Here is a 21,212-nt window from a genome sequence, read left to right on the forward strand (position 1 = left end):
TATCCTAAGCGGCGGAGATGACCGCGACCCCTGCCGGCATGACCTATGCCGACTATCTCAAGCTCGACCAGCTGCTGTCGGCGCAGCAGCCGCTGTCCGCCCTTCACGACGAGATGCTGTTCATCGTCATCCACCAGACCAAAGAGCTGTGGATGAAGGAGATGCTGCACGAGCTTGAGCTGGCCATTCGCCTGATTGGCGAGGACCATCTCGCCGAAGCGTTCAAGGCAATGGCGCGGATCAGCCGGATCCAGGCGGTGATGACCCTGTCGTGGGACGTCCTGTCGACGCTGACTCCGGTCGATTACATGAAATTTCGCGACGTGCTCGGCACCAGCTCTGGATTTCAGTCGGCGCAATTCCGCGAGCTCGAATATCGCCTCGGCCTCAAGAACCCCGCGTTTCTAGACCATTATGACGAAGGCACCACGGCACGGACTCGGTTGCAGCGCGCCCTCGACGAACCGAGCCTGCGCGAAGCGGCGATGGATGCACTGGCGCGCGGCGGGTTCGACCTTGGCGACCGCTCCGTCGAGGCGCTCGCCGCCGCGTGGCTCGAGGTTTATCGCGATGCCGACCGCTGGTTCGAGCTGTACGAGCTTGCCGAGAAGCTCGTCGACATCGACGACGCTTTGGCCATGTGGCGGCACAAGCATGTGCTGACGGTCGAGCGGATCATCGGCAACAAGCGCGGCACCGGGGGCTCGGCAGGCGCCTCGTACCTCCGCTCGACGCTCGACAAGCGCATATTCCCCGAATTGTGGGCGCTGAGGACCGATCTTTGAGCTTCAAGCCGCTGTTCTCGCGGAGCCTGTCGGCCGATCCCGACCGGCTGCATTTCGCGTCGCACAGTCATCACCTGTGGCCCGACGCCAGCTTTGCCGGCCAGGTCGCGGCATGGAACGACGCGGCGCGCCTTGCCGACCTCAAATGGGACAAGGTCATGGGCGAGGTCTGGCAGGAGGCTCAAGGCCACATCGCCGGCGAGCTTGGCACGGGCGACCCCTCGGCCATCGTCTTTTCGTCCAACACCCACGATTTTCTGATCCGGTTGATCACCGCCGCTCCAGCGCGCGGCAGCGGACCGCTGCGAGTGCTGACAACGGACGGCGAGTTCCACAGCGCGCGGCGCCAGTTTGCGCGCTGGGCCGAGGCCGGCTGGATCGTGCTCGACAAGATCGCCGCGGAGCCGTCCGACAGCCTTTCGGACCGCTTCTTCGCCGCCGCGCAGCAGGGCGATCACGACCTGATCATGATCAGCCAGGTGCTGTTCGGCAGCGGCCGCCTGTTCGACCGCGTGGAGGAGCTGTCGTCGCTTGCCAGGCCTGAGGGGCCGTGGGTGGTGATCGACGGTTATCATGCCTTCATGGGTGTGGCGGACCCGTTCGGAGAGGAGGCCGCGCGCTCGGCTTTCTACCTCGGCGGCGGTTACAAATATGCGATGGCGGGCGAGGGCTGCGCCTTTCTCCATGCCCCGCCCGAATTCGGCGACCGCCCGCCGGTGACCGGCTGGTTCGCCGAGTTTGAGGACTTGAGCCTGCCGCCGGGAAGCGTCGGCTATGCCAGGGACGCGAGCCGGTTTCTAGGAGCCACGTTCGATCCCTCGGCGCTGTACCGCTTCAACGCGGTTCAGCGGACGCTGGCGGACCACGGCCTGACCACCGCGCGAATCTCCGCCCATGTCGCGGAATTGCAGGCCCAGCTAGTGGGCGGGATCGCGCAGACTGCGTTGGCGGAGGCGGACCTGCTCAATCCACTCGACGGGTCGCCGCACGCCCGCTTCCTAGCCTTCCGCAGCGGGGACGCGCAGCGCTGGTACCAGCAGCTCAAGGCTAAGAACTGCATCACCGACGTGCGCGGCGATGTGCTGAGAATCGGATTTGGCGTCTATCAAGACCCCGAGGATGTCGAGCGGCTGCGCGAGCTTATCGCGGGGCTTGCTTGAGCCGACCGGCGAACGGGGGCAGCGGCCTCATCCTCGGCCTCCTGCTGGCTGCCTACACGCTCAACTTCCTCGATCGGCAGATCGTCGGAATCCTGAAAATTCCGATCAAGGCCGAGCTTGGTCTCTCCGATACCCAGCTCGGGCTGATGGGCGGCATTGCCTTCGCCTCGGTCTATTCGACGCTGGCGATCCCGTTCGCCCGCTACGCCGACCGCAAGGGCCGGGCGCGCGTCATCGTCCTCGCAATTGCTACCTGGAGCCTGTTCACCGGGCTGTGCGGACTGGTCACCTCCTTCTGGCAGCTGTTCGTGGCGCGCATGGGGGTCGGGGTCGGCGAGGCCGGAGGGGTCGCTCCAAGCTACGCCCTGATTGCTCAGCATGTCGCGCCGGAGCGCAGGGCGCGGGCGCTGGCGATCTTCTTCCTCGGAATTCCGATCGGCTCGGCGCTCGCGCTGTTCTTTGGCGGCTGGCTCGCCGAGGCGGTCGATTGGCGCGCGGCATTCGTCGTGATTGGAGCGGCGGGGCTGCCCGTCGCCTGGCTGATTGCGCGCTACGTTCCCGATGCTGCGCCAGATCCAGCCGCCGGAGCGGCGCCGTTCTTCCAGGTCCTCGCCGAGCTTGCCGCCAAGCCGAGCTTCTGGTTGCTGTCGCTCGGCGCCGCGTCCGGCTCGATCTGCGGTTATGGTTTCGGCTTTTGGCTGCCGTCCTTTTTCAGCGAGAATCTCGGCCTCTCCCTGACCGGTATCGGCGCCTATTACGGGTCGATCGTCCTCGTCGGCGGCGCCGCCGGCATCTGGCTCGCAAGCCTGGTGTCGGACCGGCTCGGCGCTGCCCGATCCGCTGCCTACCCCGCCGTCCCGGGCGTCGCCTTCCTGCTCTCGGTACCAGCCTATTTCGTGGCCATGTCGTCGGCGTCTCCCGGGCTCGCCTGGCTCCTGTTCGCATTTGCCCAGGCCTTGTCGCTCGCCTGGCTCGGGCCGATCACGACCGCGGTCCAGGGACTGGTGGCGCCCAGCCGCCGGGCGACCGCGTCGGCCTGCTTCCTGCTGTTCGTCAATCTCATCGGAATCGGCTTTGGGACCTTCGTGTTCGGCTTCGCGGCGGACCGCCTGCGCCCGGCCTACGGCGCGGACGCCATGCGCATCGCGATTCTCGACGGACTAGGCTTCTATGTCCTGGCTGCGTTGCTGTGCGGATTGGCCGCGATCACCATCGGCCGCGACGCGGAATCTCCAAATATCTGAATACATTAGACATTTTGAGTTCATTCCGCTGCGGTAAAGTGAACGGTTCCATAGCCGAACACGGGAACGGCGGGCCCCAGTGGCCGTTTAGGCCGTTAAGAAGGAGAAATTGTGATGACCAGGTTATTCCTCGCCGCGGGCGTTGCCGCGCTGGCGATTTCGGCCCCGGCCGCTGCCCGACCTGGTGGCGGACAGGGTGGCGGCGGCCATGATCGCCAGACCTATGCCGCACCTCAGCGGGGCGGTGGCGGCGGCCAGCGCGCCCAGGCCGAGCGTCGTTCGGCGCCGCGCCAAATGGTGAACTTCCAGCGCAGCAGCGGCGGGCCTCGTAATGGTGGACAGCGGTTTGCTGCGATGCAGCAGCAGCATCAGCCGCGCGCGATGCGCGTCGAACGCCAGGCCCGTCCAGCCCGCGTGGAGCGGATGGCGCAGCGCCCGGCCCACACGGAACGGGTCCAGAACCGCATGGCCCAGCGTCAGCAGGTTCGACCCAATCGCGTCGAGCGCCAGGCTCGCGTGGCCGACCGCCAGCAGGTGCGCAATAACCGAGCCCAGGTTCAGAACCGGATGGCCGAGCGCCAGCAGGTCCGCAACAACCGGGTCCAGGTTCAGAATCGGATGGCCGAGCGCCAGCAGGTTCGCAACAACCGGGCTCAGGTCCAGAACCGCATGGCCGACCGCGCGCAGCTTCGCGCCGATCGTCAGGGCCGGGCGCAGGACATGATGGCTCAGCGCCAGCAACTCCGCGCCGACCGCCAGATTCGTTCGCAGGATTTGAGGCAGGCGAGGAACGCCCTTCGGGCGGATCGCATCGTCAATGCGAATGCTTTCCGTGAGAGCCGCTTCGCGGCGCTCAATTCCTTCTCGCCGCGGACGCGGGTGGTTGCTCCGGTCGAAGCCGTCCGCTTCGTCGGCCAGCCGGTCTCGGCGGTCAGCCCGTACTTCGCGCTGAGCCCGCTGCCCTCGGCCGTCAGCTACCTCTATCCGGACACGCCGGACTATTATTACCAATATGGCGGCGGCTATCTGTACCAGGTCGATCGGGGTTCGAACCTGATCGCGGCGCTGCTTCCGCTGCTGGCAGGCGGCTACATGCCGGGCACGTACCTGCCGAACAATTATATGAACAGCTACGCGCCGTCCTATTACGGCCTCAACAGCTTCTACCCGTCGAGCTACGGCGCAGGGTACGGCTATGGCTACGACAACCTCTGCAATCGTTATGCCAACGGCGTGATCTATCGCGTCGATTGCTTCAGCGGGATGATCGTGGACGTCGTACCAACCTATGCGGGCGGCTATGGCGTCGGGCAGCTGCTGCCGTCGGCGTACAGCACCTATAATGTGCCCTATCAGTATCGGGATCTCTACTACGACACGCCCGATTACGGCTATTATTACGCGCCGGGCTCGATCTATCAGTACGATCGGGGCAGCAGCATGATCACCTCGGTGGCCGCGCTGCTCTCACCGGGCTTCACGGTCGGTCAGCCGATGCCGATGGGCTACAGTGCGTACAACGTGCCCTACGCCTATCGCAGCACCTATTACGACACGCCGAACGCCTGGTATCGGTACAACAATGGGTACATTTACCAGGTCGACCCGGCCACGCAGGTGGTCGGCGCGATCGTCGCTTCGATCCTGACCTAGTCTCGGCCTGACTTAAAAATTGAACCAGAGTGGCCCGGCACGCGTTGCCGGGCCATTTCGTATGCAGAATAAAGAAGGAGACCAGGGCATGAAGAGCCATGCGCTAATGCTCGGCGTCGCGACGGCGGCCTTCGTCGTCGTCGGCGGCTGCAACAACACCAGCGCCAACAAGTCCGAAACCGCGCAGACGCCGGCGGCGAAGAAGGTGGCGGGCGACAAGACCATCGCCGCGGGTCTCGCCGCGAACGGCAAGTTCATGGCCGCGGCCAAGTCGGCCGGCCTCGACCAGACCCTCGCCGGCCCCGGCCCCTACACAGTGTTCGTGCCCGACGACGCGGCGATCGATGCGGCCCCGGCCGGCACGTTCGACGCCAAGCCCGACAATCGCGCGCAGCTGACCGGCGTGCTCACCAATCTGATCATTTCCGGCACGGTGATGGCGGCCGACATCGGCAAGGCGATCGACGCCGGCAAGGGCAAGGCCCTGCTGGGGACGATGGGCGGCGGCACGCTGATCGCGACCAAGGACGGCGACAAGATCGTGCTGACCGATTCCGCCGGGCACAAAGCGACGGTGACCCAGGCGGACGAGGTGTTCAGCAACGGCGTCGTTCATCACGTCGATGCGGCCTTGCTCCCTGCCAAGGGCCAGCCAGCCAAGCTGGCGGTCGGTCAAAAGGCCGGCTGACAAGCTTGAATCATCCCACTTCCGCACGTGGAACGGGCCGCTATAGTAGCTCGCGAAGCGTGCGGATGATGGGGTGTTCAGGCAATGAAAGTGACGATTGAGCGGGCGACACTCCTGAAGAGCCTCGGCCACGTCCAGTCGGTCGTGGAGCGGCGCAACACCATCCCGATTCTGTCCAATGTGCTGATCGAGGCGCGCGACGACGGTTCGCTCCGGCTGATGGCCACCGACCTCGACCTGCAGGTCGACGAAAGCGTTCCGGCCAATGTCAGCCAGGCCGGCGCGACGACCGTTTCCGCGCACACCTTGTTCGATATCGTGCGCAAGCTGCCGGAAGGCAGCCAGGTCGAGATCGCGGCGGCCGAGGGCAAGATGCAGGTCAACGCCGGGCGCTCGCGCTTCAACCTGTCGACCCTGCCGCGCGACGATTTCCCGGTGATCGCGGAAGGCGAGCTCCCAACCCGCTTCGAGCTTCCTGCCGCGACCCTCCGCCAGATCATCGAGAAGACCCGCTTCGCGATCTCCAGCGAAGAGACCCGCTATTATCTGATGGGCATCTTCTTCCACATCATCGACGACCAGCTGCGGGCGGCCGCGACCGACGGCCATCGCCTTGCCCGCATCACCGTCGGCAAGCCCGACGGCGCCGACGGCATGCCGGACATCATCGTCCCGAGGAAATGCGTCGCCGAGCTTTACCGCTTGCTCGAAGAGGTCGAGGGCACGGTCGAGGTGTCGCTGTCGCCGACCAAGGTCCGCTTCGGTCTCGGCAACGCGGTCCTGACCAGCAAGCTGATCGACGGCACCTTCCCCGATTACAACCGCGTCATCCCGACCGGGAACGACAAACTCCTCAAACTCGACCCCAAGAGCTTTTCGGCCGGCGTCGACCGCGTCTCGACGATCGCGTCCGAGAAGACCCGCGCGGTCAAGATGAGCGTCGACCGCGACAAGGTGACGCTGTCGGTGACCTCGCCAGAGAACGGCCTGGCGACCGAGGAGCTGCCAGCCGATTACGGCTCCGACAACATCGAGATCGGCTTCAACGCGCGCTATCTGCTCGACATCCTGGGCGAAATCGACGGCGACACGGTCGAGGTTCATCTCGCCGACGCCGCCGCCCCGACGCTGCTGCGCGAGAACGACAAGTCGAACGCGCTCTATGTCCTCATGCCGATGCGGGTCTAATGATCTGCCGCGTGTGGCGGGGCTGGACCACGCCGGAGAATGCCGACGCCTATGAACGGATCGTCCGCGGGGAAGTGATCCCCGGCATCGAAGCGCGGAAGATTCCCGGCTTTCGTCACATCGACCTGATGAAGCGAGACCTTGACGGCGAGATTGAGTTCCAGACGCTGATGTGGTTCGACACCCTCGACGCGATCAAGGCCTTCATGGGCGAGGACTACAGCGTCAGCCACGTGCCTTTGGAGGCCCGTGCGGTGCTCAACAGCTTTGATGACCGGGCGGCCCATTACGAAGTCATCGACCGCCGCGAGCAATAGCGGCTAAGCCGCGCCGGTGCCCGTCAGCCGCCTAGCCCTCACCGATTTCCGTTCCTATCCCTCGGCGCTGATCGAGCCGGGCCCCGGCTTCGTGCTGCTGTTCGGCGAAAACGGCGCGGGCAAGACCAACGTGCTCGAAGCGGTCTCGTTGCTGACCCCTGGGCGCGGGCTTCGCGGCGCGGCGTTGTCCGAAATGGCGCGCCAAGGCGGCGACGGCGCGTTCGCGGTCGCAGCCAAGCTCGGCGACACCGATATCGGCACGGGTACATTGCCCTCTACTCCCGAGCGCCGTCAGGTCCGGATTAATGGCGCTCCGGCCGCGGTGAACAGCCTCTCCGAATGGCTGTCGGTATTGTGGCTGACCCCGGCGATGGACCGGCTGTTCAGCGGCAGTGCGGGCGATCGCCGCCGGTTCCTCGACCGGCTCGTCCTCGCGCTAGAGCCGAGCCACGCGCATCACTCCACGCGCTACGACGCGGCGATGCGCGCTCGGAACAAGCTGCTCGGCGACGAGCGGTGGGACGAACCTTGGGTGGCTTCGCTCGAGCTGGCGATGGCCGAGCACGGCAACGCTCTCGCCGAGGCGCGCGAACGCACCGCGGTTGCGCTGGAGGAGCGCCTTAGTCAGGCGCCCGACGATCAATTCGCTCGCGCGTCCATCGCGCTCGAAGGTTGGGAGCCGGGCGACCTCGCCCCCGCGCTCAAGACCTATCGCTCGCGCGACGCCGCGGCGGGACGGGCGACCGAGGGCCCGCACCGCCAGGATCTTGCCGTCATGCATCGGACCAAGGCGATGCCCGCGGCCCGCAGCTCGACGGGCGAGCAGAAAGCGCTTCTGCTCGGCCTCGTCCTCGCTCACGCCGACCTCGTCGCCGACCGCCGCGGAGAGCCGCCGATCCTGCTGCTCGACGAAGTTGCCGCCCACCTCGATCCGACCCGCCGTGATGCGCTGTTCGCGCGGATCGAAGGGCGCGGCCAGGTCTGGATGACCGCGACCGAAGCCGCTTTGTTCGACGGGATCGGCGCCGCTTCGCGCTTCCGGATCGAGCCCGGAATGGTCTTTCCCGAGTGAAGTGCTGGACTTTCGGTGTTTCTTCTCTATATTGCACCGCAGCACGAGGCGCTTTTGCAAGCGGCGTGAACGGTTCAACGCTTCGGCGGTAACCGGCCCGCGTCTCGGTTTTCTTGCTCTCCTATTCACGCGGGGCGCTCATTTGACCCCGTTCGCGGCTGCGCCATGAATGCGTCGGCCGCGCGCACAATATTGGAATCAACTCAATGTCATTCATGTCCCTGGGGCTCTCGAAGCCCCTGCTCGATGCGCTCGCCGCGAAGGATTATTCGCACGCGACGCCCATCCAGCTTCAAGCCATCCCGACGGTCCTCACCGGCCGCGACCTGCTCGGCATCGCCCAGACCGGCACCGGCAAGACCGCGGCGTTCATGCTGCCGTCGCTCGACCGCCTGGCCGCCGCGCGCAATATCCCGAAGCCGGGCCACGTGCGCATGCTGGTGCTGGCCCCGACCCGCGAGCTTGCCGCCCAAATTGCCGCCAGCGCCCAGGCATACGGCAAGTTCATGCGTCTTTCGGTCGGAGTCATCTTCGGCGGCGTCCCCAACTCTAAGAGCGTGCGCACCGTTTCGCGCGGGCTCGACGTGCTGGTTGCGACGCCCGGCCGTCTGCTCGACCTCATCGACCAGCGCGCGCTCAGCTTACGCGAGCTCGAGATCCTCGTTCTCGACGAGGCGGACCAGATGCTCGACCTTGGCTTCATCCACGCGTTGAAGCGCATCGTCGCTTTGGTCCCGCCCAAGCGCCAAACCCTGTTCTTCTCGGCGACCATGCCGAGGGCGATCAAGGAGCTCGCCGACCGCTATCTCACCAACCCGGCCGAAGTGTCGGTCACGCCCACGGCCACGACCGTCGACCGGATCGAGCAGAGCGTGACCATGGTCAACCAGGCCGAAAAGCCGGCGCTTCTGGCGATGATCCTGCAGACCAAGTCGGTCGAGCGCGCGCTGGTGTTCAGCCGCACCAAGCACGGGGCCGACAAGGTCGTCCGTCAGCTTGAGGCGGCCGGCATTGCCGCCGGCGCAATCCACGGCAACAAAAGCCAGGCACAGCGCGAGCGCGCGATCGCGGCGTTCAAGTCCGGCGCCATGCGCGTGCTGATCGCGACTGACATCGCCGCGCGCGGGATCGATATCCCGGGCGTCAGCCACGTCATCAACTTCGATCTGCCCGATGTGCCGGAACAATATGTCCACCGCATCGGCCGCACCGCGCGTGCCGGAGCCGACGGCATCGCAATCGCTTTCTGCGGGCACGAGGAGCGGGGCAATCTGCGCGATATCGAGCGCACCACGCGCCAGAAGATCGCGATCGCTCCGCTGCCGGCCGATTTCATGGCGGCCGCGGAGGCGTTCAAGCGGCTGAAGCCGGCGCCCAAGGCGGAGCCCGCGCAGCGGCCTTCGTTCAAGTCGCATCGCCGCGCCGACGGCCAGCGCCGCGACAATCGCAACGATGGCCAGCAGCGCCATGTGCATCGCGCGGACGGCCATGCGGGTCACCGTTCGGCCACGCAGGATCGCACCGGACAGCGCCGCGACGACCAATCGCCGCAGCGCGCCGAGGGTCGCCGGATCGGTCAGTCCTATCGGCCGGAGGCCTATCGCGAGGCGGCGTCAGACCAGCGGCCGGCACGGCGTCCCGAGGGCGGCCAGCCGAAGCGCAAATTCCACGGCCAGCGCCGTTTCGGCGGCGGTGCCCGGCGCTCTCCCGCCTAACATCTTCATGTTCTGAACTTCCGGGCCGGCGACTCACGCGCGCGTACGGGCGCGCGCGTGACTTTCAGCCGTAAATCCCTATATCTGGACTATGGCAACCGACCCCGACAGCAACACCCCAAACCAGGGCGTGTACGACGCCGAAAGCATCAAGGTTCTCAAGGGCCTCGACGCGGTGCGCAAGCGCCCCGGCATGTACATCGGCGACACCGACGACGGGTCGGGCCTTCACCACATGGTGTTCGAGGTGTCGGATAACGCGATCGACGAGGCGCTCGCGGGGCATTGCGACCGCATTCTGATCCAGCTCAACCCCGACGGTTCGGTCACGGTCGAGGACAACGGGCGCGGTATTCCGACCGGCATTCACGAGGGCGAAGGGGTGTCGGCGGCCGAGGTCATCATGACCCAGCTCCACGCCGGCGGAAAGTTCGAGAACACGTCCGAGGACAACGCGTATAAGGTTTCGGGCGGCCTCCACGGGGTCGGCGTCAGCGTCGTCAACGCACTCAGCGAATGGCTCGACCTCACCATCTGGCGCGACGGCGAAGAGCATTTCATGCGCTTCCGCAACGGCGATGCCGAAGCGCCGCTGAAGGTCGTCGGCCCGGCACCCGAGGGCAAGAAAGGAACGCGCGTCACCTTCCTGCCGAGCCCGGCCACGTTCAAGATCACCGACTTCGATTTCGAGCAACTCGAGCATCGCTACCGCGAGCTGGCCTTCCTCAACTCGGGCGTCCGCCTGATCCTTGCCGATGCCCGGCACGAGGAGCGGGTGGAGCACGAACTCTATTACGAGGGCGGCATCGCGGCGTTCGTCAAGTATCTCGACCGCGCCAAGACAGCATTATTCCCCGACCCCATTGCTATCTCGGCACTGCGCGACGGGATCGGCATCGACGTCGCCCTCGAATGGAACGACAGCTATTACGAGAACGTCCTGCCGTTCACCAACAACATCCCCCAACGCGACGGCGGCACCCACATGGCGGCGTTCCGCGCGGCGCTGACCCGCACCATCAACAATTACGCCGACAAATCGGGGATGCTGAAGCGCGAGAAGGTGACGCTGACCGGCGAGGACATGCGCGAGGGGCTGACCGCGATCGTTTCGGTCAAGCTGCCCGATCCCAAGTTCAGCAGCCAGACCAAGGACAAGCTCGTCAGCTCCGAGGTGCGGCAGCCGCTCGAAAGCCTGATGAGCGACAAGATGAGCGAATGGCTCGAGGAGCATCCGGGCGATGCTCGCTCGATCATCCAGAAGACGATCGACGCCGCCGCCGCGCGCGAGGCCGCCCGCAAGGCGCGTGAAGCGAGCCGCAAGTCGGTGATGGGCATCGCCTCGCTCCCCGGCAAGCTCGCCGACTGCCAGGAACGCGATCCGGCGCTCAGTGAACTGTTCCTGGTCGAGGGCGACAGCGCCGGCGGCTCGGCCAAGCAGGGCCGCAACCGCCACAATCAGGCGATCCTTCCATTGAAGGGCAAGATCCTCAACGTCGAGCGCGCGCGGTTCGACCGGATGCTCGGCTCGAAGGAGATCGGGACCCTAATCCAGGCGCTCGGCACCTCGATCGGGCACGAGGAGTTCAATCTCGAGAAGCTACGCTACCACAAGATCGTGATCATGACCGACGCCGATGTCGACGGCGCGCATATCCGCACGTTGCTGCTGACCTTCTTCTACCGCCAGATGCCGCAGCTGATCGACCACGGCCATCTCTTCATCGCCCAGCCGCCGCTCTACAAGGTCAGCCGCGGCCGCTCGGAAGTCTATCTCAAGGACGATGCCGCGCTCGACGATTACCTCGAGGCGGCGGGCCTCGAAGGATTGGTTCTCGATAGCGGCGAGGGGCAGCGCAGCGGCAACGACCTGAAGACGATGGTCGATCACGCGCGCCGCATGCGCACGCTGATGCGCTACGCGCCGCGCAAATACGATCCGGCGCTGATCGAGGCGCTGGCGCTCAACGGCTCGCTCAAGCCGAACCTCGACAAGGACGGCCGGGCGAAGGCCATCGCCCGCACGGCCGCATGGCTGGGCGCCGCCGACCTCGAGGCTGAGTGGTCGGGCGAAGTCGCCGCGGAAGGCGGATACCTGCTCAAGCGGCTGTGGCGCGGAGTGACCGACGCGCACATCATCGAGCCGAGCTTCCTGGGTTCGGCCGAGGCGCGCAAGCTCGACACCTTGGCGAAGGAACAAGCGGCGGCCTACGCGACGCCTTCGACGCTGCGGACCCTGAAGAAGGGTGCTGCGGCCGAAGAGGCAAGGCCCGAACCGATCGAGGGTGAGGAAGGCGAAACCGCCGAGCCCGAGACCAAGGGCAAGCCGGTGGCCGTGACCCGTCCGTCAGAGCTGCTCGACGCGGTGCTGGCCGCCGGCCGCAAGGGCCTCTCGATCCAGCGCTACAAAGGTCTTGGCGAAATGAACGCCGAGCAGCTGTGGGAAACGACGCTCGATCCCGCCAATCGCTCGCTGCTCCGCGTCGAGGTCGCGCAGGCCGACGTCGCCGACGAGATTTTCACGCGCTTGATGGGCGACGTCGTCGAACCGCGCCGCGAGTTCATCCAGGACAACGCGCTCAACGTCGCCAACCTCGACGTTTAGGAACCGGGTGGACCTCCTGGGGTTGGCGTCGGCGTGAGCGGTTCGAACTGCATTACCGTTGCATCGTACAATATGCACAAGGCGGTCGGGCTCGACGGGCGGCGCGACCCGCATCGCGTGCTCAAGGTGCTGCAGGAAATCGACGCCGACATCGTCGCGCTCCAGGAAGCCGACAAGCGGATGGGCGGGCGCGGCTCGACCGTCCCGCATGAGCTGATCGACAGCCACGGCCTCTACACCCCCGTGCATCTCGGGGTCCGCCACCGGCGGCCGCTGGAGAAAGCGCGCAAGCACGCCGAGCGGCTGCTCAACGTCAACACCCGCAACATCGGCTGGCACGGCAATGCGATCCTGGTGAAACGGCACATCGGAGTGATCGACTGCGCCGTGCTGAACCTGCCGACGCTCGAGCCGCGCGGCGCGGTCATGGCCGAGCTGCTGGTCGGCGACAAACCGCTGCGGATCGTCGGCATGCATCTAGACCTCTCCGGCTTGTGGCGCAGGAGGCAGATGCGGCGGATCCTGGAGACGATCGCGGCGCGGCCGCAGAAGATGCCGACCGTGCTGATGGGCGACACCAATGAGTGGCGCACCGAGGCGGGCTGCCTCAGGGAAATCGAGCCCGAGTTCCACCTCGCGCCGACCGGCCCGAGCTTTCACGCCCGCCACCCGGTCGCGGCGCTCGACCGGATCATCGTTCACAGAGACCTGACGATCGAGGCCGCCGGGGTCCACATGAGCCATGTCGCCCGGCGCGCGTCGGATCACCTCCCCATTTGGGCGAGGCTGGTCGCCTAGCCGGCGATCTTGCGCATCCGCCGGCGTTGAATCGAGGAGCCGATCGCCATCGACTCGCGATATTTGACGACGGTGCGGCGGGCGACGTCGAAGCCGCGCTGCTTCAACAGTGCGGCGATGGCATCGTCGCTGAGGATCTCGGTCTCCGCCTCGATCAGCTCCTTGATGCCGGCCTTGACGGCGTTGGCCGCGGCTCCGTCGCCCTCCGCCGAAGCGACCCCCGAGCCGAAGAAATATTTGAGCTCGTAGAGACCGCGGTCGCACAGCAGATATTTGTTCGAGGTGACCCGGCTGACCGTCGATTCGTGCATCTCGATCGCTTCGGCGACTTCGCGCAGGGTGAGCGGCTTGAGGGCCGCGACGCCGCGCTCGAAGAAGCCCTGCTGGCGCTTGACGATCTCCGACACGACCTTGACGATCGTGCGTGCTCGCTGGTCGAGCGCTTTGACCAGCCAATTCGCGCTCGCCATGCATTCGCTCAGCCAGGCGCGCGAAGCCTTGTCCTGCGGCCCTGACCTCAGCTCCTGATAGTAGCGCCGGTTTACCAGGAGGCGCGGCAACGTCGCCTGGTTGAGCTCGACCGCATAGCCGTCGCGCATTTTGCGGATGAATACGTCGGGAGTGACGTCGGCGGCGGCGGCGCCGGAAATGCGGCAACCGGGCTTGGGATCGTAGGCGCGCAGCTCGGCGATCATCTCGGCGAGGTCCTCGTCGTCGACTTGGCAGATCCGCTTGAGGTCGGCGATGCGGCCCTTCGACAGCAGTTCGAGATTGTCGATCAGCCGCGCCATTGCCGGGTCGTAGCGGTCGGCGGCCCTGGCCTGGAGCGCGAGGCATTCGGCGAGCGAGCGGGCGCCGACCCCGGGCGGGTCGAGGCCTTGCACGATGGCCAGCGCCTGGCCGATCAGCTCGGCCGGCGCGCCGCTGGCATCCGCGACGTCGTCCAGCGCCACGGTCAGATAGCCGGTCTCGTCGAGCATTTCGGCAAGGACTCGCGCGAGGTCGCCCGTCGGACCGGAATAGCCATGCAGCTGGTCGGTCAGATGCTGGGCAAGCGACGCCGCCGCATATTCGACGCGGTCGAAGTCGAACGCTTCCTCGCCACCGCCGGACGTCACGACGTCCGAATAGCTGTCGTTCTGGAGTGCTTCGGATTGCCAGTCGACGTCGAGCGGACGGTCGTCGTCGGCCTCGCCCATGATGATATTGTCGGCGCCGGGATCGTCGGGAGCCTCATCGCTCTCGCTATCTCCAGCGGCGATCTCGGCGACTGCCGGGGCTCCCGGCTCGTCTTCCTCGGGCCGAGCTTCGAGCAGCGGGTTCTTCGACATCTCTTCGGCCAGGAAGGCCTCGAGCTCGAGGTTGCTGAGCTGCAGCAGCTGGATCGCTTGGCGCAGCTGGGGCGTCAGCACCAGCTGCTGCGATTGGCGAATGCTTAGGCTTGGACCCAGTCCCATGCGGCCCCGCCGCTACAGCGCGAAGCTCTCGCCGAGGTAGAGGCGCCGGACCTCCTGGTCGGCGACCAACGCTTCGGGAGTACCAGCAAACAGGACCTGGCCGTCGTAGATGATGCAGGCGCGATCGACGATGTCGAGCGTCTCGCGGACATTGTGGTCGGTGATCAGCACGCCGATGTCGCGCTGTTTCAATTCCCTCACGAGGTCGCGAATGTCGGCGATCGAGATCGGGTCGATGCCCGCGAACGGCTCGTCGAGCAGCATGATCGATGGCTCGGCGGCCAGCGACCGGGCGATTTCGCAGCGCCGCCGCTCGCCCCCCGACAGGGCCATCGCGGACGATTCGCGAAGGCCGGTCAGGCCGAATTCGCCGAGCAGCTGCTCAAGCCGCGCGCTGCGCGCCTGGCGGTCGGGCTCCGACACCTCGAGCACCGCCATGATATTCTCCTCGACGCTGAGGCCGCGGAAGATCGAGGTCTCCTGCGGAAGATAGCCGAGGCCGAGGATCGCGCGCCGGTACATCGGCAGCTCGGTGATGTCCTCACCGTCGAGGAAGATGCGACCGCTGTCGGGCTTCACCAGCCCCATCACCGAATAGAAGCACGTCGTCTTGCCGGCGCCGTTCGGGCCGAGCAGCCCGACCACTTCGCCGCGGTGAACTTCGAGCGACACGTCGTGAAGGACCGCGCGGCGATCGTATGATTTGGCGATCGAGCGCACCTCGAGGCCGCCGACGATCTGCGGCGTCTCGGTCGCCGGACGGACGAAGGTCGCGGCCTCGTTCATCGGCGGGGCCTAGCTGCTCTTGCGCTGCGGGACGGTGAAGTGGCCGGTGACCCGGCCGCCGCTCTGGTTCACGCCCGCCGGACCGCCGTCGATCACCGCGCGGCCGGAATCGAGATCTATCACCAGCCGCTGGCCGAGGACCTGGTTGTCGCCGCGATCGAGCCGGACGTTGCCGATCAGCGTGATCAGCTTGCGATCGAGGTCGTAGATCCCGAAATCCCCCTTGGCGGTCTCGGAGGGGCTGTGCACAGTTACTCCGCCAGCGGCATCGAGCCGCCGGATCTGAACGCCGCCGTTGCTCGAATAAGCGACGGTCAGCCGCTGGGTGTCGAGCGTGAGCTCGGCCTGGCGGACATGGACGTTGCCGACGAACATCGCCCGATCGGCGCGGTCCTGCACCTCGATGCGGTCGGCGTTCACGTCGACCGGTGCATCGCTGTTGTGTCCCTTGAGCGCCGACACGGGCTGTTGCTGCGACTGGGCGAAGGCCGCGGTGCCGGCGGTCAAAGCCATTGCAAAAAGGATGCCAACGGGGCGCATGACCATCATCTGACCGCCCCTTGCACGATTTTCAAGCGAGCTCCGCCATCGAGCACGACCGTCCGGTTGCCGAGATCGGCGTGGAGCTGCCCCGCCTGGAACTGCCCCAGCCGCATTTGGCCGGCGACCGGCCCGGCGCTGCGCAGCTGGCGCTGCTTCAAGTCGACCGAGACATCGCGCGTCGCCAGCCGATAGCCGTCGGGTCCCGCAACCTTGACCGGCCCGTTGATCGCCACTCTCTGCGTATCGAGATTGTACTGTCCCTGGTTGGCAGCGATCATCAACGGCCCTTTTTCGAGGCCAAGCCGCGCGAACATTCCCCAGATGTCGACCAGCGGGACGTCGGAGCTGCGCTGCAGGGCGCGCTGGGCGGTCATCTCGAAGCGCTGGCCCTTATTGTCGGTCCCGACATATTTCGCCTGTTCGACCCGCATCCGCTCGGGTGCATTTTCGACCTTCTTCTTGTCGAGGATGAAGCTGACGTCGCCATGCTTATCGAGCGGAGCGATCGCGAGCACCGCGATCAGCACCCCGACCGCGCTCGGCAAGGCGATCTTGGTGAAGCGGACGATGCGGTCGTGAGCACTTCCCGGAATGGCCCACCGTTGTTTGACCTCACGGCCCTTGGTTGCAGCGTCAGACATTATCCGTCGTGCGCGAAAATATCTTGCTCCGGCCAGCCGGCGATATCGAGCAGAGCGCGCGCAGGAAGGAAATCGAAGCAGGCCTGCGCCAGCGCCGTCCGATCCTCGCGCTCCAGCCGCTCGTCGAGCCTGTTCTTGAGCTGGTGAAGATAGCGGACGTCGCTCGCTGCATATTCGCGCTGCGCCTCGCTGAGCTCGTCCGCTCCCCAGTCGCTGGTCTGCTGCTGCTTGCTGAGGTCGATGTTGAGCAGCTCCTTGACCAGATCCTTGAGGCCGTGGCGGTCGGTATAGGTGCGGACCAGCCGGGAGGCGGTGCGGGTGCAGTAGAGGGGAGCGGCCGTGACGCCGAGATAGGCCTGGATGATGCCGACGTCGAAGCGCGCGAAATGATAGAGCTTCAATCGCTCCGAATCACTTAGCAGGGCTTTGAGATTGGGTGCCGCATAGTCACTTCCGCGCTTGAAGCGGACGAGATGCTCATGGCCCTCCCCATCCGACAATTGCACGAGGCACAGGCGATCGCGGCCTGGGACAAGTCCCATCGCCTCGGTATCGACGGCGATCGGGCCTTCGCCGAAGGCAACCTCGGCGGGCAAGTCCTCCTCGTGAAAATGAACGGCCATCGATATTCCTCAAATTGCCCCGCGTCCCGCTTTAGTCCCCTTGCCGCACGACTTGCCAGCCCCGCGGCGATTCAATCACTGGAGCATGGAATATTTTTCATGTAAGGGCCTGAACCGTGCGTGAGTAGGAATCGCACGGGACCGGTTGCGCCTCAGGGCCCAGCGCGTTGGTTTTTATCTGGTTTGGGGCACACGGAAGTTTAGACGGAATGGGTTTCGATAGAGGGCGCAAAGGCGATCGTGGCGGTCGCGGCAGGGATAAGCGCGACGGTTTTTTTGAAGAACCAAGCTTTGCTGATCAGGGCGGATTCCAGGAGCGCGGCGGCTACGGTGGTGGCGGCGGCGGTCGGGGTGGCTTTGGCGGCGGTGGCGGCGGCTACGGTGGTGGCGGCGGCGGCGGCGGTGGTTACGGCGGCGGAGGCGGTGGCTTTCGCGGCGGTGGCGGCGGCGGCGGTTTTCGCGGCGGCGGCGGTGGCGGCGGTGGCGGAATGCCCCCGCAGGTCGTTGGCGAAGGCAAGGGCGTCGTCAAATTCTTCAACCCGCAGAAGGGCTTCGGCTTCATCGTCCGCGATGACGGCGGTGAGGACGTGTTCGTTCACATCTCGGCAGTCGAGCAAGCCGGCCTGACTGACCTTGCCGACGGGCAGCCATTGGAGTTCACGCTGGTCGATCGCGGGGGGCGCATTTCGGCGACCAACCTGCGAATCGAGGGCGAGCCGATGGCGGTCGAGCGGAGCGGCGGCGGTGATCGCGGCGCCCCAGCGGGCGGCGGCGATCGCGGTGGCCCGCAGCGTCAGCTGACCGGCGAGAAGGCCACCGGCACGGTCAAGTTCTTCAACTCGATGAAGGGCTTCGGCTTCATCCAGCGCGATGACGGTCAGCCCGATGCGTTCGTCCATATCTCGGCGGTCGAGCGGGCCGGTATTCCGACCCTCAACGAGGGCGACCGGCTCGAGTTCGAGATCGAGGTGGATCGCCGCGGAAAATATGCCGCGGTGAACCTGCAGACGATCAGCAGCTAGCGCGACGACAAGACCCACTTGAGGGGGCGAGAGCCGGTGGAGCAATGCTTCACCGGCTCTTTCATTGCGCGCTCTACTCGGCCGTTGCGTAGAAGCTGGCGATGTCCGCCTTGAGCTGCCGCGCCGAGGGCGGGTCGATGTACATCATGTGGCCCGCCGGATAGTAGGCATAGCGGATGTTGGCCACGATCTGCGGCTCCAGAGCCATATGGCCCAGATCATATTCCGCGCCGAAGAACGGCGTCGCAAGGTCATACACGCCCGCGACATTGAGGAGTTTCAGCCGCGGGTTCTCGCGCATCGCCTGGGCCAGGTCGGAGGCGACGTTGGCGACGAATTGCTGCCCTTCGGGCGCGTTGTGCTGGAAGTTCCAGTCGTTGCCGATTCCCGCATAATTGTTCGGGCGGAAGGTCAGCGCCGTCTTGTAGCCGAGGTCGCGGTAGAGATAGTCGTTGAACGCCCCGACAAACGCGCCCGAGATCGCGCTTGCCTGGGGGTCGTAGCTCGGCGAATCGCCCGCCGCATCGGGTTCGGTGCCGACAAAGCGGGAATCGATCCTGCCGATGATCTGGCGGCGGTCGCGCAGCAGCTCGCGCTGGAAATGGTTGGGCGGCACGCGCAGGTTCGAGCGCATGACATAATCCGTTGAAAGCCCGGTTAGCCGGGCCATTTGCTGGGCGACTGACTGCTTCTCCTGCTCGCTGAGCGCCCCGCCTTTCTGCAGCGCGGCAGCATAGGGACCGGAAGCGAACGCCTTGGCTTCGGCGACGAAGCTCATGAGCTCGGGCTTGGGCCGGACCTTACCATGGTACCAGGCATCGGCGGCATAGGTCGGCAGGAAGTTGACCAGGGTCTGGTCGTCGCCTCCGAACAGGCCGATGTTGAGCACCGTCGAGACGAGCACGATGCCGTTGAGCTGCACGCCGGCGTCGGACAGCGATTTCGACAATGCTCCGGCGCGGGTGGTGCCGTAGCTTTCGCCAATGATGAACTTGGGGCTGTTCCAGCGGCCGTACTTGCTGAGGTAGCGCTGGATCGTGCGGGTGAAGGCGTCGGCGTCCTTGTCGACACCGAAAAAGTCTTTCGGCTCGGCCTTGCCGATCTCGCGCGACAGACCCGTCGTCGGCGCATCGATGAACACGAGGTCGGTGACGTCGAGCAAGGTGTCGGGGTTGGCGCCATAGCGGAACGGCGGCCCCGCAATCGTCTCGGGAACCGAGGCATCGACCTTGATCGGCCCGAAGGAGCCCATGTGCAGCCACATGGTCGACGAACCGGGCCCGCCGTTGAACAGGAAGGTCACCGGCCGCGCCCGCCCGGCCGACGGAACGGTGTAGGCGGTGTAGAACATGCTCGCGGTCGGCTCGCCCTTGTCGTTGCGGATCGTCAGGTGGCCCGGCGTCACGGTGTAGGCGAGGCTATGCCCGCGAAGGGGGATCGAGCGCCGCTGGGGCTGCTCGTCTTCCTCGACACTGGCCTTCGCCGCATCCTTGTCGGGCTTCGCGGCATCCGGCTTGGCATCCTTGGCCGGCACGTCGCCGGCTTCCTGCGCGTAAGCCGGGGCGCCAAGAGCGAGCGCAAGGGCAATCAGAGACGGGCGCATCATTGACCTTTCATCGGGATCGGATTGCCGCGGACCATGACATAATCGAGGCGCTGCACAGCCGTCGGATCGACCAACGGGTCTCCCTCAACTGCAATCAGGTCGGCGGACTTGCCCGGATCGAGCGTTCCGGTCTCGTTCGACAGTCCCATGAGGTCGGGCCCGCCCTTGGTCGCCGCGACCAGCGCGTCGCGCGGGGTCATCCCGCCCTTGGTGACCATCAGCTCGAGCTCCTTGTTCGCCTGATTGTGCGGGGCGACCGCGGAATCCGTGCCGAGCGCGATCTTCACCCCGGTGCGATAAGCGAGGTTGAGGCCCTTGCCCCAGACCGCGAAGGTCGTCGCGGCCTTGGCCTCCATCGCCGGGGTCAGCTTGCCGGTGCCCATGATGCGCTGCACTCCGCTGAAGGCCATCAGCGTCGCGGAATAATAGGAACCGTGCGCCTTCATTGATCGGGCGCCGGCTTCGTCGATGAAGGTGCCGTGCTCGATCGAATCGATGCCGGCGTTGGCCGCGGCGAGGATTCCGCCGGCGCCATGGGCATGCGCCGCGACCTTCAAATGCAGCGAGTGCGCCATGTCCGCGATGCCCTTCAATTCGGCGTCGCTGAAGTGCTGCTCCAGCCCCATTGCGCCGGGATCGAGCACCCCGCCCGTGGCCATGACTTTGATCACGTCGACACCGGCCGCGGCGAGTTGGCGGACGACCTTCTGGCATTCCTCGACGCCGGTGCAGACCGACGGGTTCATGTGCGCTTCGTTGATCGCCAATGCGAGTTCGGGTGGGAGCGCGGTGGCCGCGTCGGCGTGGCCGCCGATGATCGACAAGGGCGCGCCGGAGACCTTGATCCGCGGGCCGGGAAAGCGCCCTTCGGCGACCGCGTCGCGGACGGCCGTGACCACCGCCGTATCGCCGCCGAGATCCCTCACCGTGGTGAAGCCGCCGCGCGCCATTTCGAGCGCGTGGCTCAGACCGACGGTCGCGGCGTAGGGATTGGAATATTTCTGGGTGTAGTAAGCGTACCAGGGCAGTCCGCTGTCCTGCGTCAGGTGGACGTGGACGTCGGTCATTCCCGGCAGCACGGTCTTGCTCCGCTGATCGACGACGATCGCCCCGGCGGGCGCGGTGAAGCCGCTGTCGATGCGGCTGATCCGCCCGTTCTCGACGATCACCGTCGAATTGCCGCGCTCCGGCTGCGCGGCGTCGACGATCAGGCGCCCGGCCTGGATGGCGTAGGTGGCGGCATTGGCGGAACCGGCGACTGCCAGCGTCGCCGCGCCGGCGAGCAAGACTTTGTACATTGAGATCCCCT

The 21,212-nt window shown here is 66.0% G+C and carries 20 protein-coding genes; 12 read left to right on the plus strand and 8 right to left on the minus strand.

Going from position 1 to position 21,212, the window contains the following annotated elements:
- The first annotated feature begins 17 nt into the window (after positions 1–17).
- From N539_RS0100725 to N539_RS0100735, 3 genes are read left to right on the plus strand one after another with little or no spacing between them, the layout of a single operon-like run.
- Positions 18–785 (plus strand): tryptophan 2,3-dioxygenase, encoded by a 768-nt coding sequence (locus tag N539_RS0100725; protein ID WP_028968714.1) that lies wholly within the window; start codon positions 18–20, stop codon positions 783–785.
- A complete protein-coding gene (locus tag N539_RS0100730; protein ID WP_028968715.1) occupies positions 782–1,945 on the plus strand; it encodes a class V aminotransferase in 1,164 nt (387 codons plus the stop codon). Before N539_RS0100725 ends, N539_RS0100730 begins: the two co-directional genes overlap by 4 nt.
- Entirely contained in the window at positions 1,942–3,189 is a 1,248-nt protein-coding gene (locus N539_RS0100735; protein ID WP_037551634.1) for a spinster family MFS transporter, read from the plus strand. The genes N539_RS0100730 and N539_RS0100735 overlap by 4 nt, the downstream gene beginning before the upstream one ends.
- A gap of 123 nt (positions 3,190–3,312) precedes the next feature.
- Here N539_RS0100735 and N539_RS0100740 read toward each other — a convergent pair whose 3' ends face one another.
- Positions 3,313–3,930 (minus strand): hypothetical protein, encoded by a 618-nt coding sequence (locus N539_RS0100740; protein WP_028968717.1) that lies wholly within the window; start codon positions 3,928–3,930, stop codon positions 3,313–3,315.
- On the opposite strand from N539_RS0100740, the gene N539_RS17485 reads away from it, so the two are divergent.
- The 8 genes from N539_RS17485 (at position 3,910) to N539_RS0100780 (ending at position 13,225) form a co-directional block, all read left to right on the plus strand.
- Positions 3,910–4,842, plus strand: a complete 933-nt coding sequence (locus N539_RS17485; RefSeq protein ID WP_156029678.1) for a hypothetical protein — start codon at positions 3,910–3,912, stop codon at positions 4,840–4,842. The genes N539_RS0100740 and N539_RS17485 overlap by 21 nt on opposite strands.
- 88 nt (positions 4,843–4,930) lie before the next feature.
- On the plus strand, positions 4,931–5,530 hold the full coding sequence (locus N539_RS17490; RefSeq protein WP_051531091.1) for a fasciclin domain-containing protein: 600 nt from the start codon (positions 4,931–4,933) through the stop codon (positions 5,528–5,530).
- Positions 5,531–5,614: 84 nt separating this feature from the next.
- Positions 5,615–6,718 carry a DNA polymerase III subunit beta gene (dnaN, locus tag N539_RS0100755; RefSeq protein WP_028968719.1) on the plus strand — a complete coding sequence of 368 codons (1,104 nt, stop codon included), beginning with the start codon at positions 5,615–5,617 and terminating at the stop codon, positions 6,716–6,718.
- Between the two features lie 11 nt (positions 6,719–6,729).
- Positions 6,730–7,035: a hypothetical protein gene (locus N539_RS0100760; protein ID WP_197018305.1), complete on the plus strand. Its 306-nt coding sequence runs from the start codon at positions 6,730–6,732 to the stop codon at positions 7,033–7,035.
- A gap of 16 nt (positions 7,036–7,051) precedes the next feature.
- Complete coding sequence (recF, locus tag N539_RS0100765; RefSeq protein WP_028968721.1) at positions 7,052–8,107, plus strand: DNA replication/repair protein RecF; 1,056 nt, start codon at positions 7,052–7,054, stop codon at positions 8,105–8,107.
- A gap of 206 nt (positions 8,108–8,313) precedes the next feature.
- A complete protein-coding gene (locus N539_RS14750; protein ID WP_081774113.1) occupies positions 8,314–9,822 on the plus strand; it encodes a DEAD/DEAH box helicase in 1,509 nt (502 codons plus the stop codon).
- A 91-nt stretch (positions 9,823–9,913) separates the two neighbouring features.
- Positions 9,914–12,427 carry a DNA topoisomerase (ATP-hydrolyzing) subunit B gene (gene gyrB, locus N539_RS0100775; RefSeq protein WP_028968722.1) on the plus strand — a complete coding sequence of 838 codons (2,514 nt, stop codon included), beginning with the start codon at positions 9,914–9,916 and terminating at the stop codon, positions 12,425–12,427.
- Positions 12,428–12,460: 33 nt separating this feature from the next.
- Positions 12,461–13,225 carry an endonuclease/exonuclease/phosphatase family protein gene (locus N539_RS0100780; RefSeq protein ID WP_028968723.1) on the plus strand — a complete coding sequence of 255 codons (765 nt, stop codon included), beginning with the start codon at positions 12,461–12,463 and terminating at the stop codon, positions 13,223–13,225.
- Here N539_RS0100780 and rpoN read toward each other — a convergent pair.
- From rpoN to N539_RS0100805, 5 genes are read right to left on the minus strand one after another with little or no spacing between them, the layout of a single operon-like run.
- Positions 13,222–14,682: an RNA polymerase factor sigma-54 gene (gene rpoN, locus N539_RS0100785; protein ID WP_028968724.1), complete on the minus strand. Its 1,461-nt coding sequence runs from the start codon at positions 14,680–14,682 to the stop codon at positions 13,222–13,224. The genes N539_RS0100780 and rpoN overlap by 4 nt on opposite strands.
- A 12-nt stretch (positions 14,683–14,694) precedes the next feature.
- Entirely contained in the window at positions 14,695–15,468 is a 774-nt protein-coding gene (gene lptB, locus N539_RS0100790) for an LPS export ABC transporter ATP-binding protein (RefSeq protein ID WP_028968725.1), read from the minus strand.
- Positions 15,469–15,477: 9 nt separating this feature from the next.
- Positions 15,478–15,981 (minus strand): LptA/OstA family protein, encoded by a 504-nt coding sequence (locus N539_RS0100795; protein ID WP_051531282.1) that lies wholly within the window; start codon positions 15,979–15,981, stop codon positions 15,478–15,480.
- A 32-nt stretch (positions 15,982–16,013) separates the two neighbouring features.
- A complete protein-coding gene (lptC, locus tag N539_RS0100800; RefSeq protein WP_028968727.1) occupies positions 16,014–16,652 on the minus strand; it encodes an LPS export ABC transporter periplasmic protein LptC in 639 nt (212 codons plus the stop codon).
- Positions 16,652–17,275, minus strand: coding sequence for a ribonuclease D (locus N539_RS0100805; RefSeq protein WP_028968728.1), 624 nt, complete (start codon positions 17,273–17,275; stop codon positions 16,652–16,654). Before N539_RS0100805 ends, lptC begins: the two co-directional genes overlap by 1 nt.
- A gap of 209 nt (positions 17,276–17,484) precedes the next feature.
- On the opposite strand from N539_RS0100805, the gene N539_RS19090 reads away from it, so the two are divergent.
- The gene (locus N539_RS19090; RefSeq protein WP_051531095.1) at positions 17,485–18,297 is read left to right on the plus strand and encodes a cold-shock protein; all 813 of its coding nucleotides are present in this window, start codon (positions 17,485–17,487) and stop codon (positions 18,295–18,297) included.
- A gap of 73 nt (positions 18,298–18,370) precedes the next feature.
- Here the strand turns inward: N539_RS19090 and N539_RS0100815 are convergent, their stop codons facing one another.
- Together N539_RS0100815 and N539_RS0100820 are read right to left on the minus strand one after the other, a co-directional pair.
- Positions 18,371–19,903, minus strand: a complete 1,533-nt coding sequence (locus N539_RS0100815; protein ID WP_197018306.1) for a S10 family peptidase — start codon at positions 19,901–19,903, stop codon at positions 18,371–18,373.
- Positions 19,900–21,201 carry a metal-dependent hydrolase family protein gene (locus tag N539_RS0100820; protein WP_028968731.1) on the minus strand — a complete coding sequence of 434 codons (1,302 nt, stop codon included), beginning with the start codon at positions 21,199–21,201 and terminating at the stop codon, positions 19,900–19,902. Before N539_RS0100820 ends, N539_RS0100815 begins: the two co-directional genes overlap by 4 nt.
- Between the last annotated feature and the right edge of the window lie 11 nt (positions 21,202–21,212).

It is taken from the genome of Sphingomonas sp. URHD0057 (assembly GCF_000620665.1).
Taxonomy (GTDB): Bacteria; Pseudomonadota; Alphaproteobacteria; order Sphingomonadales; family Sphingomonadaceae; genus Sphingomicrobium.

Excerpts from the sequence above, each read along its gene's own strand:
- gyrB (WP_028968722.1), top strand. The coding sequence starts at position 9,914 with ATGGCAACCGACCCCGACAGCAACACCCCAAACCAGGGCGTGTACGAC.
- lptC (WP_028968727.1), bottom strand. The coding sequence starts at position 16,652 with ATGTCTGACGCTGCAACCAAGGGCCGTGAGGTCAAACAACGGTGGGCC.
- N539_RS0100725 (WP_028968714.1), top strand. The coding sequence starts at position 18 with ATGACCGCGACCCCTGCCGGCATGACCTATGCCGACTATCTCAAGCTC.
- N539_RS0100820 (WP_028968731.1), bottom strand. The coding sequence starts at position 21,201 with ATGTACAAAGTCTTGCTCGCCGGCGCGGCGACGCTGGCAGTCGCCGGT.
- N539_RS17485 (WP_156029678.1), top strand. The coding sequence starts at position 3,910 with ATGATGGCTCAGCGCCAGCAACTCCGCGCCGACCGCCAGATTCGTTCG.
- lptB (WP_028968725.1), bottom strand. The coding sequence starts at position 15,468 with ATGAACGAGGCCGCGACCTTCGTCCGTCCGGCGACCGAGACGCCGCAG.
- rpoN (WP_028968724.1), bottom strand. The coding sequence starts at position 14,682 with ATGGGACTGGGTCCAAGCCTAAGCATTCGCCAATCGCAGCAGCTGGTG.
- dnaN (WP_028968719.1), top strand. The coding sequence starts at position 5,615 with ATGAAAGTGACGATTGAGCGGGCGACACTCCTGAAGAGCCTCGGCCAC.
- N539_RS0100815 (WP_197018306.1), bottom strand. The coding sequence starts at position 19,903 with ATGATGCGCCCGTCTCTGATTGCCCTTGCGCTCGCTCTTGGCGCCCCG.
- N539_RS0100805 (WP_028968728.1), bottom strand. The coding sequence starts at position 17,275 with ATGGCCGTTCATTTTCACGAGGAGGACTTGCCCGCCGAGGTTGCCTTC.
- N539_RS0100795 (WP_051531282.1), bottom strand. The coding sequence starts at position 15,981 with ATGGCTTTGACCGCCGGCACCGCGGCCTTCGCCCAGTCGCAGCAACAG.
- N539_RS19090 (WP_051531095.1), top strand. The coding sequence starts at position 17,485 with ATGGGTTTCGATAGAGGGCGCAAAGGCGATCGTGGCGGTCGCGGCAGG.
- N539_RS17490 (WP_051531091.1), top strand. The coding sequence starts at position 4,931 with ATGAAGAGCCATGCGCTAATGCTCGGCGTCGCGACGGCGGCCTTCGTC.
- N539_RS14750 (WP_081774113.1), top strand. The coding sequence starts at position 8,314 with ATGTCATTCATGTCCCTGGGGCTCTCGAAGCCCCTGCTCGATGCGCTC.